At 71.7% G+C, this 17,440-nt stretch carries 11 protein-coding genes and 5 pseudogenes; all 16 read right to left on the reverse strand.

Going from position 1 to position 17,440, the window contains the following annotated elements; translation table 11 throughout:
- Positions 1-21 precede the first annotated feature (21 nt).
- Positions 22-1,194 carry a flavodoxin-dependent (E)-4-hydroxy-3-methylbut-2-enyl-diphosphate synthase gene (gene ispG, locus WJ438_RS05335; RefSeq protein ID WP_406724185.1) on the reverse strand — a complete coding sequence of 391 codons (1,173 nt, stop codon included), beginning with the start codon at positions 1,192-1,194 and terminating at the stop codon, positions 22-24.
- Between the two features lie 4 nt (positions 1,195-1,198).
- Complete coding sequence (gene hpnH, locus WJ438_RS05340) at positions 1,199-2,239, reverse strand: adenosyl-hopene transferase HpnH (RefSeq protein WP_406724186.1); 1,041 nt, start codon at positions 2,237-2,239, stop codon at positions 1,199-1,201.
- 5 nt (positions 2,240-2,244) lie between these two features.
- Positions 2,245-2,885 (reverse strand): annotated as a pseudogene (locus WJ438_RS05345) (1-hydroxy-2-methyl-2-butenyl 4-diphosphate reductase).
- Positions 2,885-5,035: a squalene--hopene cyclase gene (gene shc, locus WJ438_RS05350; protein ID WP_406724187.1), complete on the reverse strand. Its 2,151-nt coding sequence runs from the start codon at positions 5,033-5,035 to the stop codon at positions 2,885-2,887. The pseudogene WJ438_RS05345 and the gene shc overlap by 1 nt, the downstream one beginning before the upstream one ends.
- Positions 5,036-5,154: 119 nt before the next feature.
- A complete protein-coding gene (locus tag WJ438_RS05355) occupies positions 5,155-6,219 on the reverse strand; it encodes a polyprenyl synthetase family protein (protein WP_406729598.1) in 1,065 nt (354 codons plus the stop codon).
- 71 nt (positions 6,220-6,290) lie between these two features.
- Positions 6,291-7,766, reverse strand: a pseudogene (hpnE, locus tag WJ438_RS05360) (hydroxysqualene dehydroxylase HpnE); the annotation flags it as partial.
- Positions 7,757-7,897: a DUF6380 family protein gene (locus WJ438_RS05365; protein ID WP_406724188.1), complete on the reverse strand. Its 141-nt coding sequence runs from the start codon at positions 7,895-7,897 to the stop codon at positions 7,757-7,759. The pseudogene hpnE and the gene WJ438_RS05365, both read right to left, overlap by 10 nt.
- On the reverse strand, positions 7,897-8,847 hold the full coding sequence (gene hpnD, locus WJ438_RS05370) for a presqualene diphosphate synthase HpnD (protein WP_406724189.1): 951 nt from the start codon (positions 8,845-8,847) through the stop codon (positions 7,897-7,899). The genes WJ438_RS05365 and hpnD overlap by 1 nt, the downstream gene beginning before the upstream one ends.
- Positions 8,844-9,745 (reverse strand): annotated as a pseudogene (gene hpnC, locus WJ438_RS05375) (squalene synthase HpnC). Before hpnC ends, hpnD begins: the two are co-directional and overlap by 4 nt.
- Before the next feature lie 356 nt (positions 9,746-10,101).
- Positions 10,102-10,890 (reverse strand): ABC transporter ATP-binding protein, encoded by a 789-nt coding sequence (locus WJ438_RS05380; protein ID WP_406724190.1) that lies wholly within the window; start codon positions 10,888-10,890, stop codon positions 10,102-10,104.
- Positions 10,883-11,818, reverse strand: a complete 936-nt coding sequence (locus WJ438_RS05385; RefSeq protein WP_406724191.1) for an ABC transporter permease — start codon at positions 11,816-11,818, stop codon at positions 10,883-10,885. The genes WJ438_RS05380 and WJ438_RS05385 overlap by 8 nt, the downstream gene beginning before the upstream one ends.
- Positions 11,819-11,936: 118 nt before the next feature.
- Positions 11,937-12,770 (reverse strand): annotated as a pseudogene (locus tag WJ438_RS05390) (glycosyltransferase family 2 protein); the annotation flags it as partial.
- Positions 12,771-12,814: 44 nt separating this feature from the next.
- Positions 12,815-13,594: a CDP-alcohol phosphatidyltransferase family protein gene (locus WJ438_RS05395; RefSeq protein WP_406724192.1), complete on the reverse strand. Its 780-nt coding sequence runs from the start codon at positions 13,592-13,594 to the stop codon at positions 12,815-12,817.
- The gene (locus tag WJ438_RS05400) at positions 13,572-14,633 is read right to left on the reverse strand and encodes an iron-containing alcohol dehydrogenase family protein (protein ID WP_406724193.1); all 1,062 of its coding nucleotides are present in this window, start codon (positions 14,631-14,633) and stop codon (positions 13,572-13,574) included. Before WJ438_RS05400 ends, WJ438_RS05395 begins: the two co-directional genes overlap by 23 nt.
- A complete protein-coding gene (locus WJ438_RS05405) occupies positions 14,621-15,373 on the reverse strand; it encodes a sugar phosphate nucleotidyltransferase (RefSeq protein WP_406724194.1) in 753 nt (250 codons plus the stop codon). The genes WJ438_RS05400 and WJ438_RS05405 overlap by 13 nt, the downstream gene beginning before the upstream one ends.
- Positions 15,370-17,233, reverse strand: a pseudogene (locus tag WJ438_RS05410) (DUF5941 domain-containing protein). The gene WJ438_RS05405 and the pseudogene WJ438_RS05410 overlap by 4 nt, the downstream one beginning before the upstream one ends.
- Positions 17,234-17,440: the final 207 nt, after the last annotated feature.

Here is a 17,440-nt window from a genome sequence, read left to right on the forward strand (position 1 = left end):
CCTCTCGGTCCGTGCCTTGCCTCAGCTCACCGTCACTGCCGGTTTTCCGGTGCCGGCCGGGGCGCCGGAGGCCACGCCGTCGGCCTCCATCCGCTCGGCGATCTTCATGGCCTCCTCGATGAGGGTCTCCACGATCTTCGACTCCGGGACGGTCTTGATCACCTCACCCTTCACGAAGATCTGCCCCTTGCCGTTGCCCGAGGCCACCCCCAGATCGGCCTCACGCGCCTCCCCCGGCCCGTTCACCACACAGCCCATCACCGCCACCCGCAGCGGCACGTCCATCCCCTCCAGCCCGGCCGTCACCTCGTCCGCCAGCCTGTACACATCCACCTGCGCGCGGCCGCACGACGGACACGAGACGATCTCCAGACCCCGCTGCTTGAGATTCAGCGACTCCAGGATCTGCAGACCCACCTTGACCTCCTCCGCCGGCGGAGCCGACAGCGACACCCGGATCGTGTCCCCGATGCCCTGCGAGAGCAGCGCCCCGAACGCGACCGCCGACTTGATCGTCCCCTGGAACGCCGGACCCGCCTCCGTCACCCCCAGGTGCAGCGGATAGTCGCACTGCGCCGCGAGCTGCCGGTACGCCTCCACCATCACCACCGGGTCGTTGTGCTTGACCGAGATCTTGATGTCCCCGAACCCGTGCTCCTCGAACAGCGACGCCTCCCACAGCGCCGACTCCGCCAGCGCCTCCGGCGTCGCCCTCCCGTACTTCCGCAGCAGCCGCCGGTCCAGCGACCCGGCGTTGACCCCGATCCGGATCGGCGTGCCGTGCTCGTGCGCCGCCTGCGCGATCTCCTTGACCTTGTCGTCGAACTGCTTGATGTTGCCCGGGTTGACCCGCACCGCCGCACAGCCCGCCTCGATCGCCGCGAACACGTACTTCGGCTGGAAGTGGATGTCCGCGATCACCGGGATCTGCGACTTGCGCGCGATCGTCGCCAGCGCGTCCGCGTCGTCCTGGGTGGGACACGCCACCCGCACGATCTGGCAGCCCGACGCGGTCAGCTCGGCGATCTGCTGCAACGTGGCACCGATGTCCGCGGTACGCGTCGTCGTCATCGACTGCACCGATACCGGCGCGTCCCCACCCACCGCCACCGACCCGACCTGGATCCTCCGGCTCTTGCGGCGCGGGGCCAGGGTGATCGGAACGGACGGCATGCCGAGAGAGACAGCGGTCATGACCTCACTCCCTGTTTCCCGAGGAGCCCGAGGAGCCCGAGACCGTATCGCGCATGGCGCGCAGGGATTCCTTGAGCGACCCCATGGTGGCGAGGACGGCGGTGGGCTCGTACCCGCAGTGCGCCATGCAGTTGGCGCAGCGCGGGTCCTTGCCGCGGCCGTACTTGTCCCAGTCGGTCTCCTCGATCAGCTCCCGATACGTCGGCACATAGCCGTCGCTCATCAGATAGCAGGGGCGCTGCCAGCCGAAGAGCGAGTAGTTCGGGATCGCCCACGCGGTGCACGGGAAGTCGACCCTGCCCTCGAGGAAGTCCAGGAACAGCGGGGAGTGGTTCAGCCGCCAGCGGCGGCGGTTGCCGCCCGCGAAGGCATTCTTGAACAGCGCGCGGGTCTGCTCCACTCCGAGGAAGTGCTCCTGGTCGGGGGCCTTCTCGTAGGCGTAGGCGGGCGAGATCATCATCTCGTCGACGTGGAGGTCGTCATTGAGGTAGTCGAGCACCTCGATGACGGTCTGCGGGGTGTCGGTGTTGAAGAAGGTCGAGTTGGTGGTGACCCGGAAGCCGCGCCGCTTGGCCTCCTTGATGGCGGCCACGGCCTCGTCGAACACGCCCTCCTTCGCGACGGACTCGTCGTGCCGCTCGCGCAGCCCGTCGATGTGCACGGCGAACGCGAAGTAGGGCGACGGCCTGAACTTGTCCATCTTCTTGCGCAGCAGCATGGCGTTGGTGCACAGGAACACGTACTTCCTCCTGGCCACCAGCTGGCTTACGATCTCGTCGATCTGCGGGTGCATCAGCGGCTCGCCGCCGGCGATCGACACCATCGGTGCCCCGGATTCCAGCACCGCGCCCACGGCCTGCGCGACCGGCATGCGCTGCTTGAGCACCCCGGCCGGGTGCTGGATCTTCCCGCAACCCTCGCACGCGAGGTTGCAGGCGAAGAGCGGTTCCAGCTCGACGATGAGCGGAAACTTGTCCCGCCTGCGGAGCTTCTGTTCGGCCAGGTACGTAGCGACCTTGATGGTTTGACGCAGTGGCATGGCCATCTGGCTCACCTCCGGGGGAGCAGCAAGGAACGGTGCCATTCGAGATACGCGGGAAGAACGGAACGAAGGACGCGGAAAGCCGATATTCCACCGCGCACCGTGCCGATCCGGACCAGTTCGTGTTCAGGAGCGTCCACGACCACCCGTACGGCCGCAACAGGGCGCGCACCCACGCGGACGGCGCTCAGGAGCGTGGCCGCGGACTCCATGTCGACGGCGATCGCGCCGGTGGCGAGCAGCTCGGACCGTTCGTGCCCGCGGACGACGTGCTCGGAACCGGTGAGCGGACCGGTGTGGACGGGCCGCCCCGGGGCGGCCCGCACCAGTTCCTTCACCAGCAGCTCGGTGCCGTCGCAGGGGACGCTGCCGCGCGGGTCCCGGGTCTCCTCGGCGACCACTAGGTCGCCGGGGTGCATCCCGGGGGCCAGCCCCGCGCAGAAGCCGGTGGCCAGCACGACGGCGTCGCGCAGCACCGGTTCGGCGAGCACCCGGGTGACCGAGCGCTCGGCTGCCTCCGGCCCCATGCCCGTACGCACGACGGTGGCCAGCCGCCGGCCCCGGCCCGCCCCCGCCCGCGCAGGGCGAGCTGCTCGATGCCGAGCGCACAGGCGATCAGCAGCGGGGCCGGGGCCGGCCGGGCGCTCATCAGCTGCCCTTCGCCTCGGCGAGCCGCTGTTTTGGTCCGGCATTCGAGGCACCGGCGTCGGACGCGCCGACACCCGACGCATCCGATGCGCCCGAGGAACCCGCGACACCGGAAGGACCCGGTGCGCCCTCGCTCGCCGTGTCCGCGCCCGGCTGCGCCGCGGCGGACTTCTCGGCGAACGGTTCCCCGTTCACATACCGGCCGAGCGCGGTGAGCGGGAAGACCTGCCGGTAGAGGTGGTAGTTGATGGAGAAGTCCCAGGGGAAGCCGGTACCGGTGAAGTAGGGCTCGTCCCAGGAGCCGTCCTCCCGCTGGGTGGCGGCCAGCCACTCGATGCCGCGTTCGACGGCCCGGGACTCCTTCTCGCCGGCCGCCAGCAGGGCCATCAGCGCCCACCCCGTCTGCGACGCGGTCGAGGCGCCCCGGCCGCTCCACTCACGGGCGTGCCGGTAGGAGCGCAGGTCCTCACCCCAGCCGCCGTCGTCGTTCTGGACCGACTCCAGCCAGGCGACGGCCCGTCGGATCGCCGGGTGCGAGCCGGGGATCCCGGCGGCGACCAGCGCGGGCACCACGGACCCGGTGCCGTAGAGGTAGTTGACGCCCCAGCGTCCGAACCATGAGCCCTCCGGCTCCTGTTCGGCGAGCAGCCACCGGATGCCGCGCCGGGTGCGCGGGTCGTGGGCGAGTCCCTCGACGGCGAGCATCTCCACGACGTGGGCGGTGACATCGGCGGACGGCGGATCGATGACCTCGCCGAAGTCGCAGAACGGCAGCCGGTTGGGGAACGCGCTGGTGTTGTCGACGTCGAAGGCGCCCCAGGCACCGTTGCGGGACTGCATGCCGAGGTTCCAGCGCACCCCGCGGCCGACGGCGTTGTCGACCCGCTCCGGGTCGTGGTGCTTGACCCGGCGGAGCGCGAGGACCACCTCGGCGGTGTCGTCGATGTCGGGGTAGTTGTCGTTGTGGAACTCGAACGCCCAGCCGCCGGGAGGCAGTCCGGGCCTGCGGACGGACCAGTCACCGGGTCTGACGACCTGTTCGCCGAGCATCCAGTCGGCGGCCCTGACCAGTTGCGGGTGATCGGCGGGCAGACCGGCGTCGGCGAGGGCGATGGTGGCGAGGCAGGTGTCCCACACCGGGGACTGGCAGGCCTCGATCATCCGGGCGCCGTCCTCGCGCCATACGGCGAACCGGTCGAGGGACTGGAGTCCGGCGCGCATCACCGGGTGGTTCAGGTCGTAGCCGAGCAGGTGCAGCGCGATGATGGAGTACACGGCGGGCGGCTGGATGCCGCCCCAGCAGCCGTCGTTCTCCTGCCGCTCGATGATCCAGCGGGCCGCGGTGTGCATCGCCGCCCTGCGCAGCCCGGGCGGGACGGCCCTGCGCAGCGCGTGCAGGACCTTGTCCAGCCGTTGGAATGCGCTGTCCCAACTGGCTGCCGGAGCGAGCGGTACGGGCGGGTTGGGGCGGTCCGGGTCGGTGTGCAGTTCGTCGAGCGGGAACGGGGCGGGCCGTACCGGCCGCTTGGCGGAGACGATCGTCAGCGGGACGATGGTCTGCCGTGCCCAGCAGCCGAAGTCGTAGATGTTGAGCGGCATCCAGGACGGGAACCAGATCAGCTCGGGCGGGAGTTCCGGCAGGTCCTCCCACTTCCACCAGCCGAACAGTGCCAGCCAGATCCGGGTGAAGACCCGGGAGGCGGCGACCCCGCCGTGCTCGCGTACCCAGGCGGAGGCCCGTGCCATGTGCGGGGCGTCCGGCGGATCACCGGCCAGCCGCAGGGCGACGTACGCCTCGATGGTGGTGGAGAGTTCGCCGGGGCCGCCGTGGAAGGTGGCCCAGGTGCCGTCCTCGCGCTGCTCGCCCCGGATGAACAGGGCGGCGGCGTGGGTGGTCTCCTCGTCGAGGATGCCGAGGAACTGACGCAGCAGCAGGTCCTCGGCGTCCATCGTGACGTTGGTCTCGAGGTCTCCCTTCCACCAGCCCTCGGCGTCCTGGCGGGACAGCAGGAACTCGGTGGCGCGCCGCATGGCGCCGGCGGCGATGTCGGATGCCCCGGCCGCCACGGGGATGTCGGTGTCGTTTTCGCTGGCCGCGGTCACTCGGGACGGCAGGGCCGCCCCGGTGCTTCCGTCGGTCGTCGCTGTCATGGCTTCCCCTTCGTGCAGTCCTGCAATGTGTGCGTCTGCTGTGGGTCCGCCGTCGGCCGGTGCCGTACTCCTCGCCGCACCGGCCGGCGACTACGCGAGGGCTATTCGACAGATAGTGATCATCTCTTTCGTACGACGACGAAGTCCGCGAGCGCCGTGAACTGGTCCCGTACCCGGTCGGGCATGTCGACGGCGTCGAGGGCTTCGATGGCGGTGGTGTGCTGACGACGTGCTTCCTCGGCGGTCCACTCCCGTCCGCCGGCCTGTTCGATGAGGGCCGCGCGGGCCGCGAACTCCTCCTCGGAGAAGTTCGCGAAGTCGCTGCTCTCGGCGTCGGTGGCGAGGAGGTGGGCGAGCTGTTCGGAGGCGGAGCCGCCCGCGGCGAGCGCCGCCACGACCGGGAGGGACTTCTTGCGCTGCCGCAGGTCGCTCCAGGTCTGTTTGCCGGTGGCAGCCGGGTCGCCCCAGATGCCGAGCAGGTCGTCGACGGCCTGGAACGCCAGGCCGAGGTGGTAGCCGTAGGTCTCCAGGGTGTCGGCGGTGCGCCGGTCGGCGCCGCCGAGGACGGCTCCGACGGAGCTGGCGCAGGCCAGCAGGGCGCCGGTCTTGTTGCCCTCCATCTCCAGGCACTCCTCGACGCCGACGTGTTCGCGGTGCTCGTAGGAGATGTCCTGCGCCTGGCCGTCGATGAGGGCGCGGCTGGCGGTGGTCAGCCGGCGGGCGGCCCGGCCGGCCTCGACGGTGCCGAGTTCCAGCAGCACCTCGTTGGCGAGGGCGAACAGGGCGTCGCCGACCAGGATGGCCTGGGCGGGACCGTGCACCTTCCAGACGGTGTCGCGGTGCCTGCGCTGTTCGTCGCCGTCCATCAGGTCGTCGTGCAGCAGGGAGAAGTTGTGGACGAGTTCGACGGCGACCGCGCCGGGGACGCCAACCTCGGGGGCGGCACCGGTGACCTCGGCGGACAGCACGGCGAGAGCGGGGCGCACGGCCTTGCCGCCGTCGCCGTCGGCGGGCCTGCCCTCGGCGTCGATCCAGCCGAAGTGGTAGGCGGCGACGGTGTCCATGGGAGGCGCCAGGCGGCCGATGGCCGCCCTCAGTACCGGCATGGCCAGTGTCCGGCCGCGCTCCAGGAGCGCGGGCACGTCCGCCGCGGTCCTTCCAGCGGCCTTCGAGGCCGGGGGCACAGTGGGCACAGTCTCTCCTCTTGTTGCGGTACCGGGGGTGCGGGGACCTACCGCGGCGGGTGCGTCGGCCGTCACCGGATCCCACCTCGCACGGCGGCGCCCGGGGCGCCGCGGTCGGCCGCCTCCTCCCCTGCGAAGAGGTGGCGGGGGCGGGGGCGGCCCAGGGCGCTCAGCGCGGCGTCCGCCGCGTCGACGCCGCTGCGGACCGCACCCTCCATGGTCGCGGGCCATCCGGTGGCGGTCCACGCTCCGGCCAGGTACAGGCCGGGTGCCTTGGTGCGGGCGCCGGGCCTGAGCCGTCCGACGCCGGGTGCGGGAGCGAACGTGGCGGTGCGCTCCCGGGTGACGAAGAAGTCCCGTACGCCGGCGCCGCGGGTGCGCGGCAGCAGCCGTTCCAGTTCGGGCAGATAGCGTGCGCGCAGCGCGGCCACGGGCTCGTCGATCTCGTTCTGCGCGACCGACTGCGACACGGCCAGGTACTGCCCCTGCCGCAGGCCGGACGCCCCGGTGCGGTCGAAGACCCACTGCACGGGGCTGCCCAGGGCAGCGAAGAAGGGCCGGGCGAGCACCTTGCGGTCGTAGACGACGTGGACGTCGAGGATCGGCGCGGTGCCGATCCGGAGCAGCCGCTCCGGATCGTCGAGCGCTCCCGCGGGCAGCAGATCGTACGCCTCGCGCTGCGGTACGGCGAGGACGACCGCGTCCGCCTCGAGCGTCTCGCCCGGAACCTGGACGCTCCACCCTCCGTCGCCGTGCGGGGAGACGGAGGTGACGCGGGTACGGACCTCGGTACGGACGCCTGCGGAGTCGAGCGCCTTGCGGGCCAGCCGGTCGTGCAGGTCGCCCAGCGGGACATGGGCCCAGCCGATGTCGGCCGCGCCCGGGTCGGACAGCAGTCCGGTCTTGAACACCATCGCGGCGAGCGCCAGGGAGGAGTCCGGGGCGACCGCGTTGAGGGTGGCGACCCCGACCAGGTCCCACAGTGCCTCGATGGCGCGCGCCGACTGGCCGTGCGCGGTCAGCCAGCTGCCGAAGTCCTGTTCGTCGAGGGCCGGATCGGCGAGGTCGAGCCCCTTGAGCGCGAGCGCGGCCCGGCCCACCCCGACCCGCTCGGCGAGCGAGAGGTGCGGGTACGTGGCGAGGCTGCGCCCCAGGTGGAGGGGTACGGGCAGCGCGTCGCGGCGCAGCCGGCCGAGCCGGCGCCCCTCGGGCCGGTCGGCGTCGATCACGGGCACGTCGAGACGATTCTGCAGCGGTGCCAGGGCCGCCCCGTCGATCCGGTCGAGGAACCAGCGGTAGGCGGTGCAGCAGCGCAGGTACACGTGCTGGCCGTTGTCCACGGTCAGGTCGCCGCGCTGGAAGGAGAAGGCGAGCCCGCCGAGCCGCGGGCGGCCCTCGAGCAGGGTGACGCCCACTCCGGCGTCGGCGAGCGCGAGCGCGGCGGTGACTCCGGCGAGGCCGCCGCCGATCACGACGGCGTGCCGTCCGGCCGGTGCCCGATCGCCGGCGAGTGAGCCCTCGGGCCTGTTGACACGGGTCATGGTGCGCCCTCCCCTGCCCGGCCGCCGTACGGCCGGGACGGTGCGCGGACGGCCGTCTCAGTCTGGGACGCGGCGTCGCGGCGGAGGGTTGCCCGCCGCTTCCCGGCGGGGGCGCCGGCTGGGAGCGGTGTGTCCATCAGGCGCGCCTCCTGACGGTCCGCCGGGTCGCGTTCCGTGTGTCCAGGCCGGACAGGCCGCGCACCGCGACGTAGGCCTTCTCCCGTCCGGGCAGGGAGACCCGGCCGCGCAGCACGGCCTCGGGCTCGCGCTCGATGCGGTCGAGGAGGCGGCGGTAGATGCCGGCCATGGCGGCGACACAGGCACCACTTCGCCGGTCGAGCATGGGCAGCAGCCGGTAGCCCTCGGCGAACAGGGCGCGGGCCCTGCGTACTTCGAAGTGCACGAGGCCCGCGAAATCGGAGCCCTCCGGCGGGTTCGGCCCGTCGAACCCGGCCGCGCAGCCGAACTTGGCGAGGTCGTCGGCGGGCAGGTACGTGCGCCCGCCCTCGGCGTCCTCCCTGACGTCCCGGAGGATGTTGGTGAGCTGGAGCGCGAGCCCCAGGGTGTCGGCGTACTCGGGGGCGCGCTCGACGCCTCGCGCGCCAGGTTCCGTACCGAAGACGCCGAGGGAGACACGCCCGATGGCGCCTGCGACGCAGCGGCAGTAGACCTTCAGGTCGTCCCAGGTCTCGTAGGTCTCGCCGCGCACGTCCATCTGGACGCCGTCGAGGAGCTCGTCCAGGCCGCCGAGCGGGATCGGGAAGCGCTGTGCGGCGTGCGCGAGGGCGACGGCGACCGGGTCGGTGTCGTCCTCGTCGACCGCGCCGTCCCGGACCCGGGTGAGCAGCGCCCGGGTGTCCTCGAGCCTGGCGACCTTGACGTCGTCCGCCAGCGGGCCGTCGCCGATGTCGTCGATGCGCCGGGAGAGCGCGTACAGCGCGGACATCGCACGCCGCTTGGGCGTCGGCAGCAGCCGGATGCCGTAGGCGAAGTTGCGGGCCTGCTGTCCGGTGACGGCCTCGCAGTACCGGTATGCGGCGAGTACCGGTGCTGACGCGTGTGCTTCCGATTCCACGGTCCGGATCACCCCTTTCCTCGCAGCGTCACGCCCACCTCGCGCAACAGCCGGACCTTGCCGGGCCTGGGCGGGCCGGTGAGTACGTCGTGTTCGGCGGCGGCGATGGCGCCGAGGGCCGCCCTTCCCCCGCCACGAACCCCGCGAGCAGCAGCCGCAGCCTGCCGTGGACGCTGGCCACGAGGGGCGCGCCCTCCTCCAGGAGGTCCCGGGCACGTCGCGCCTGGAACGCGATCAGCGCGCGCACCGACGCGCCGGCGTGCGGCGCGGCGAGGTCCGCCTCCTGGACGTGAAAGCGCTTCATGTCCGTGGCGGGCAGGTAGACGCGGTCGCGGCCGAGGTCCTCGGCGACGTCCTGGAGGTGCTCGACGATCTGGAGGGCGGTGCAGACCGCGTCGGAGCGGCGGATCCGCTCGGGGGTCGCGGTCCCGGTCACGGCGAGGACGAGGTGGCCGACCGGGTTGGCCGACAGGGCGCAGTAGGCGAGCAGGTCGTCGTAGGTCTCGTAGCGGCTGACGATCTGGTCCTGGCGGTTGGCTGCGATCAGGCCGAGGAAGGGTTCGGGGGTCAGGGCGCGGCGGCGGACCGTCGGCTGGAGCCCGCGCAGCAGCGGATGGCGTGGGACCGCGTGGAACACCCGGTGCAGATCCGCCTCGACGGCATCCAGCAGCGCCGTCCGGTCACCGGCCTGTTCGGGGGCGACGCCGAGCAGTCGGGCGTCGGCTCCGCCGGGGGCCAGATCGCCGTCGCCGATGTCGTCGACGAGCCGGGCGTAGCCGTAGACCGCCATCAGGTCGTCGCGCCAGGCCCTGGGCAGGAAGAAGGGCGCCACCGGGAAGTTCTCGGCGGCGGCCTTGTCGAGGGTGGCGCGTTCGGGGGCGGCGCCGTGTGGCGTGCCGGTTCGCGTCATCGCGGTCTGCCCTGGGCGGGGACGGCACATGCTGCGTTCAGCAGGGGAGCCTCCGTAGCCATTGCCGTCACATCTCCCGTTCTACACTGCCTACCCAATGCACACTATTTCGGACACGCCGCCCGCACTTTCGGCCGACAGGACCATCGGGCGGTGTCGCGCATTATCGCCCTGATTGCCGTCTTTAGGCACCGCTACAGCTTACGTTGTGCGACGCGGCACCGACCGCCGGGGTGCCCCGCACCTCACAGCAACACACCGATTGGCGTCAAGGTTCCTACGTAGGGCAGGAGTTGACGCTTTCTTGGCAGACACCGGGGCTCGTCCGCCAGTTCCGGCGACCATGGCGCGCCGGGCTACTTCCCGGCGAACTTCTCGTACTCCTTGAGCACCTCGTCCGTCGGCCCGTCCAGGCGCAGCTCGCCGCGCTCCAGCCACAGGACGCGGTCGCAGGTGTCGCGGATCGACTTGTTGTTGTGGCTGACCAGGAACACCGTCCCGGCATGCTTGCGCAGCTCCCGGATGCGGCTCTCGGAGCGCTTCTGGAACTTGCGGTCGCCCGTGGCCAAGGCCTCGTCGATCATCAGGACGTCGTGGTCCTTGGCCGCCGCGATGGAGAAGCGCAGCCGGGCGGCCATGCCGGAGGAGTAGGTGCGCATCGGCAGGGTGATGAAGTCGCCCTTCTCGTTGATGCCGGAGAAGTCGACGATCTCCTGGTAACGCTCCCGGACCTGCTCGCGGGACATGCCCATGGCGAGCCCGCCCAGTATGACGTTGCGCTCGCCCGTCAGGTTGTTCATCAGGGCGGCGTTGACGCCGAGGAGGGAGGGCTGGCCGTCGGTGTAGACCTTGCCCTCCTCGGGAGGCAGCAGACCGGCGATGGCCCGCAGCAGGGTCGACTTGCCCGAGCCGTTGGAGCCGATGAGGCCGATGGCCTCACCCCGGTAGGCGACGAAGGAGACCCCGCGCACGGCGTGCACCGTGCGCACACCCCGCGCCGCGTCGTCCTTGCCCCGCCGTATCATGCGGCTCAGCGCCGCCGTGGCGCTGCCTTTGCCGCCCCTGGCCCCGTTGACGCGGTAGACGATGTGCAGGTCGTCCGCGATGACGGTGGGAACGCGCGGATCCGTGTTCACGTCAGCCACGGCCGTAGGTCTCCTCAGCCTTCCAGAAGTAGACGAAGCCGATCACACCGGCCAGCAGCGCCCAGCCGACCGCGCACGCCCATACGTGCGGGGGCAGGTACGAGGAGCCGTAGCCGTCGATCAGCGCGAAGCGGACCAGGTCCATGTAGACCGCGGCCGGGTTCCACTGCAGCACGTCGGTGAGCCAGCCGGGGACGTCCTTGTCGGCGAGCATCACCGGGATGCTGAACATGACGCCCGAGGCGTACATCCAGGTGCGCAGCACGAACGGCATCAGCTGGGCCAGGTCGGGCGTCCTGCTGCCCAGGCGCGCGAAGAGCAGCGCGAGTCCGGTGTTGAAGACGAACTGCAGCCCCAGCGCGGGGACCACCAGCAGCCAGGACAGGGCGGGCAGGCTGCCGAACGCCAGCACCACCACGACCAGGACCACCATCGAGAACAGCAGCTGCTGCAGCTGCTGCAGCGCGAAGGAGACGGGCAGCGCCGCCCGCGGGAAGTGCAGCGCCCGCACCAGGCCGAGGTTGCCGGAGATGGCGCGCACCCCGGCGAGCACCGAGCTCTGCGTGAAGGTGAACACGAACACGCCGGTCACCAGGAACGGGACGTAGATGTCGTGCGGGATGCCCCGGCGGGCGCCCAGCAGCAGACCGAAGATGAAGAAGTACACGGCCGCGTTCAGCAGCGGGGTGGCCACCTGCCACAGCTGGCCCAGCCTGGCCTGGCTGTACTGCGCGGTCAGCTTCGCCCGGGAGAAGGCGAGGATGAAGTGCCGGCGCGCCCAGAGCTGGCGGACGTACTCGGTGAGCGACGGCCGGGCGCCGCTGACCGTCAGTCCGTACTTGGCGGCGAGCTCGGCCGCCGTGAGGCCCTCGTCGGGCGGCACGGGAGCGCTGACCGCGACCGTGCCGTCGTGCGTTGTCTCACTCACTGGTGGAAGCTTTCCCTCTTCGAGATGCGCGGCCCCCGCGGGCCTGGCACGTGCCGGGGAGCCTGGGTGTGGCCCCATGGTTCCCGGATGGTCCCGGATACGAGCTTGTCAGATGACGGGGCCGGCCCAGCCGGGTCAGCCGCCACACCGTACGCCACTTCATGGGCCGACGGGGTCCGCACGGGGTGGTCCAGCCCTCCCGGAAGCCGCCGAACCAGGCCTTCAGGGCCGGGCGCGAGGGCCTTCGCACCAGCGTGAGCAGCATCCAGACGCCCAGATAGACGGGGACCAGGGGCGCGGGAAGATTGCGGCGGGCCAGCCAGACCCGGTTGCGGGCGACCATGCGGTGGTAGACCGCGTGCCGCGAGGGGGCGGTGGTCGGGTGGTACAGCACCATGTCGGACCGGTAGTCGATCATCCAGCCCGCGTCGAGGGCCCGCCAGGCCAGGTCGGTTTCCTCGTGGGCGTAGAAGAACGCGTCGGGCAGCCCGCCGACGTCGGCGAAGACCCGGGTGCGTACGGCGTTGGCACCGCCGAGGAAGGTCGTCACCCGGGAGGAGCGCATCGGGTCGGCGGCGCGCAGCCGGGGCACGTGGCGGCGCTGGGTGACCCCGGTGTCCGGGTCGGCGATGCGGAAGCTGATGATGCCGAGCCCCGGGTCGGCCGTGAACGCCTCGCGGCACAGCTCTGCGGTGTCGTGGCTCGCCAGGAGACCGTCGTCGTCGAGGAACAGCAGGATGTCGACGTCCCGGCCGTTCGGTCCGAAGGCCTCGATGCCGGTGTTGCGGCCACCGGGGATGCCGAGGTTCTCCGGCAGCTCGACGGTGCGCACACCCTCGGGTACGTCGGGGACGGGCGAACCGTTTCCCACCACGACCACCTGGACCGGGTCTCCGTCCTGTTTGGCGACGGAGTCGAGCAGGGCGCGCAGCTCGTCGGGGCGGTTGCCCATGGTGATGATCACCGCGCCGACCTTGAGGGAGGAGCCCACAGCGGTCACCTCAGCCTGTTGGAGGCAAGGATGGACACCAGGTGCAGGACCGTCTGCAGCAGGGCGATCCCGGCGAGTACGGCGGTGCCGAGCCGGGTGAAGAACAGGTCGCCCCGGGCGGCGTCCGCGACCGCGAGGAGCAGGATCAGCAGGGACGCCTCGATGCCGAGGATCAGCCGGTGGAACTTCAGGGCCCCGGCGGCCCGGCGGGCCAGTGCCATGCCGGAGGAGCGCGGCTCGGAGGCGGCCTCCTTGACCGGTGGCAGCCCGCCCTGGTGGCGGGCCACGCCGACCAGGTCGGTCTCGGCCTTGACCAGGATCGCGCCGAGGGCGGCCAGGGTGCCGAGGAAGGCCCAGAGCCAGTCGATGCGCCCGGGGCCCCACAGGTCGGCGGCGCGCAGGCCCAGTCCGACCAGGACGGCGGCGTCGCACAGGTAGGCGCCGACCCGGTCCAGGTAGACCCCGCCGAGCGAGAACTGCTGCTTCCAGCGGGCGACCTCACCGTCGACGCAGTCCAGCAGCAGATACAGCTGGACCATGACCACGCCGAGGACGGCCCCCGCGATCCCCGGCACCAGCAGGGCCGGGGCCGCGAGGACGCCGAAGGCGGTCATCAGGTACGTGAGCTGGTTGGGCGTGACCCTGGTGTTCACCAGGTAGCGGTCCACCCGCAGGGACACCTCACGCATGTAGAGGCGTCCCATCCAGTGCTCACCGCTGCGCCGGTCCTTCACCCCCGCGGGGTGCACGACCGGGCGGAGTTCAGCTACCGATGGCCTTGACATAGTCGGCGTAGACATCCTTGATCTGTTCGGTCTTCAGGTCGAGATGCTCGAGGATCGTGTAGCGGCCGGGCCGGGTCTCCGGGGCGAATTCGACGACCCGGACGAACTCCTCCGTCGTGAAGCCGATCTCCTGGGGCAGCACCGGCAGCCCGTGCCGGCGCAGCACCTCGGCCATGTACGCCGACTCCTCGTGCGCGCCGCGCAGGTACATCGCGAAGGCCGCGCCCAGTCCGCACTGCTCCCCGTGGGCGGCGGCCCGCTTGGGGAAGAGCAGGTCGAAGGCGTGGTTGATCTCGTGGCAGGCCCCGGAGGACGGCCGCGAGTCACCGGACACCGACATGGCGATGCCGCTGAGGACCAGCGCCTCGGCGAGCACCTGGAGGAAGTCGTTGTCGCCGATGCCCCCGGGGTGGCGCAGCACGGACTCGCCGGCCTGCCGGGCCATGGCCGCGGCGAGTCCGTCGATCCGCTCGCCCTTGACCCGGCACGCCAGTTCCCAGTCCGCGACGGCGGAGACGTTGGAGACGGCGTCGCCGATCCCGGCGCGTACGAAGCGCACCGGGGCGTCCCGGATGATGTCCAGGTCGATGACGACGGCGATCGGGTTGGGCACCCCATAGGAGCCGCGTCCCGCGTCGTTGTCGAGGGTGGCGACGGGCGAGCAGAGCCCGTCGTGCGCGAGGTTCGTCGGTACGGCGACCAGGGGGAGGCCGACACGTGCCGCGGCGAACTTGGCGCAGTCGATGATCTTGCCGCCGCCGAGTCCGACGATCGCGTCGTAGCGGCCGGCCTTTATGGCACCGGCCAGCCGGACCGCGTCGTCGAGGGTGCCGCCGCCGACCTCGTACCAGGTGGCGCCGGGCAGCGACGGGGAGAGCCGCTCGCGCAGCCCGGCGCCGGAGCCGCCGCTGACGGCGACGGCGAGGCGCCCGGACTGCGAGATGCGCTCGTCGGCGAGGACGCAGCCCAGGCTGTCGAGGGCGCCGGGGCGGATGTCGACGACGAGCGGGGAGGGGATCAGCCGGGTCAGTACTGGCATGTGATCTCCCGTCCACGGGCGAGATCGTCGTGGTTGTCGATCTCCACCCAGTCGATGTCGCCGATCGGCGCCACGTCGATCCGGAAGCCGCGGTTCACGAGCTCCTGGTAGCCGTGCTCGTAGAACTGCTGCGGGTCGGTCTCCCACACGGTCCTCAGCGCGTCGGCCAGCTCGGGGGCGGCGTCGCCCTCGATGAGGGTGACGCCGATGTACTCGCCGGTGGCCTCGGCGGGGTCCATCAGCTTGGTGATCCTCGTCATGCCCTTGCCGGGGTCGGCGACGACCTTCATCTCCTCGTCGGCGAGCTGCTTGACCGTGTCGAGGGCGAGGATGATCCGCTTGCCGTCGCCGCGGGCGGCGAGCAGCGTCTTCTCGACGGAGACGGGGTGCACGGTGTCGCCGTTGGCGAGGATCACGCCGTCCTTGAGCGCGTCACGGCCGCACCACAGGGAGTAGGCGTTGTTCCACTCCTCGGCCTTGTCGTTGTCGATGAGGGTGAGCTTGAGGCCGTACTTCCGCTCCAGGGCCGCCTTGCGCTCGTACACGGCCTCCTTCCGGTAGCCGACGATGACGGCTGCCTCGGTGAGGCCGATCTCGGCGAAGTTGCCGAGGGTGAGGTCGAGGACCGTTGGTTCGCCCTCTATGCCCGCGGGCCCCACCGGCACCAGTGCCTTGGGCAGGGTGTCGGTGTAGGGACGCAGACGCCGTCCGGCGCCGGCCGCCAGCACGAGGCCGATCATGCGGGTTCTCCTTCATCGTGTACGGCGGGCGCGCCACCCCGGTGGGCGGCCACCCAGAAGCGGATGCTCTCGACGAGCACCAGCAGGGCCACGGCCACAGCGAGCACCGTGAGTGCGACCGTGAACTGCGAGGCGGTGAGCAGGGCCGCCAGTACGGCGACGGCCAGTGTGCGGCCCTCGTGCCCCCCGATCGCCCGCACCAGCCAGGGCGGGGGCGCGCCCGCGTTGCCGCGGATGCGGTAGACCGTGTCGTAGTGATGGTAGGCGACCGCCGCCACCAGCCCGTAGGCCGCTGGTAGCGCTCCGTTCACCCCCGCGTGGGCCGCCAGCGCGAGAACCGTGCCGTACTCGGCGGCGCGGAAGAACGGCGGGACGAGCCAGTCGAGGGCGCCGCCCAGGGGGCGGGCGACGGCCAGGGCGGAGGTCAGGACGTACAGCAGGGCCGCGAGGACGGTCCACGGTCCGCCGAAGCCGGTCAGCGCGGCCGTGCCGACAACGGCGGCGCCGCCGAGCAGGGCGACGGCGGGGGCGGTGAAACCGGGCAGGCGTCGTGCGGTGTTCCTCAGCACAGCGGCGAGGCGCTCGGCGAGCGGTCCGGTGTCGGCGAGGTCGGCGAGGGCCCGGGTGGCGCGGTCGGTACTCCCCCGGGGCCGGGCGCCTGGGGGGACCCCCACGGCCTTGCCGCGGGTCAGCGAGCGCAGGACACGGCCCGCGGTGGTGTACGTCGCCGCGAAGGCGCAGCCGATCAGCAGGGCGTAGAAGGTGATGCGGGGGGTCGTGACGGCGGTGAGGACGGCGAGCATCGCCCAGCGCTCGCCGATCGGCAGGACGATCATGCGGCGCACCCAGACCGTCCAACCGACGCTGTCGAGGCGGTCGGAGAGGGCGGCGGTGGGGCTGGAGTTGGCGGTGGCGGCGGGATTCCCGGTGTTCGCCTCGTTGAAGGAGAAGTCCACCACGTGCCGACAGGTCTGCAGGACCATCGCACCCAGCGCCAGGGCCCACACCTCGTCACCGCCGCGGGCCGCGCCGAGGGCCAGGCCCGCGTAGTAGGCGTACTCCTTCGCACGGTCGAAGGTGGCGTCGAGCCAGGCGCCGAGGGTGGAGTACTGCAGGGAGTAGCGGGCGAGCTGGCCGTCGGTGCAGTCCAGGACGAAGGAGGCCAGCAGCAGGACGCTGGCGGCGACGAAGCCGCCGCGGGTTCCGGTGGCGGCGCAGCCCGCCGCTATGAGCGCGGTGAGCAGCGAGGCGGTGGTGACCTGGTTGGGGGTCAGACCGCGGCGGGCGCACCAGCGGGCGAGGTAGCGGGAGTACGGGCTGACGCAGTAGGTGGTGAAGAAGCCGTCGCGGGCCTTGACCGCCGACTTCAGTCGGACGGCCTCGTCGTCGACCGCGGCGACGGCCTGCCGGGCCTCGTTGCGGGCCTGCGGGTCGTCGGGGACGGTGGCGACGAGGCTGCCCAGTTCGGGGCGGTACACGTCGGTGCCGTCCGCGGAGTCGGCTTCGAGGACGGCGACGATGCGATCGGCGAGGCTGCCGGTGAGGGTGGTGCCGCCGGTCGCGGAGCTCTCGCGGGCCATCGCGCGGGTCAGTGCCTGGCGGCCGGCCGGTGGGCAGTGACGGCGCCGGGGATCGCGGCGAGCGGGAAACGGGGGTCGGTGAGGCCGAGGCGCAGCGCGTGCTCATGGCCCACGAACCGGGCGTCGACGACGGCGACCCTCCGTCCTGCGGGCACCTCGGCGAGCAGGGTCTCGGCCTCGGTGGTGTCGGACGCGATCCGCACGTCGAAGCCGAGGGAGCGCAGGTCCGTCTCGAGTGACGAACCGGGGCCGGCTGTCCGGTGAGGATGGCGGTCGACAACCGAATCTCACTCCCTGGAGTGTCGGCGCGTCCACGCCGGTCGTGTACTGGTGAGGGCGCCCGTGCGGGGCCTCCGGGCGGCATGTCGGCTGAGGCTATCGGATGTCCCGAACCCACGTTCACCGCGTGTTCGACGGTTGGATCGACGTGGTTCCACTCGCGTCCCTGCCGCGATCATCATCAGGGATGGCGGGGCCGACTCACAAA

The sequence above is a fragment of the Streptomyces sp. GD-15H genome (assembly GCF_045291515.1).
In the GTDB taxonomy this organism is placed as follows: Bacteria; Actinomycetota; Actinomycetes; order Streptomycetales; family Streptomycetaceae; genus Streptomyces.

Coding starts and splice junctions, on each gene's coding strand:
- ispG (WP_406724185.1), bottom strand. CDS start 1,194: ATGACCGCTGTCTCTCTCGGCATGCCGTCCGTTCCGATCACCCTGGCC.
- WJ438_RS05365 (WP_406724188.1), bottom strand. CDS start 7,897: ATGGACACACCGCTCCCAGCCGGCGCCCCCGCCGGGAAGCGGCGGGCA.
- hpnH (WP_406724186.1), bottom strand. CDS start 2,239: ATGGCCATGCCACTGCGTCAAACCATCAAGGTCGCTACGTACCTGGCC.
- shc (WP_406724187.1), bottom strand. CDS start 5,035: ATGACAGCGACGACCGACGGAAGCACCGGGGCGGCCCTGCCGTCCCGA.
- WJ438_RS05400 (WP_406724193.1), bottom strand. CDS start 14,633: ATGCCAGTACTGACCCGGCTGATCCCCTCCCCGCTCGTCGTCGACATC.
- WJ438_RS05395 (WP_406724192.1), bottom strand. CDS start 13,594: ATGTCAAGGCCATCGGTAGCTGAACTCCGCCCGGTCGTGCACCCCGCG.
- WJ438_RS05405 (WP_406724194.1), bottom strand. CDS start 15,373: ATGATCGGCCTCGTGCTGGCGGCCGGCGCCGGACGGCGTCTGCGTCCC.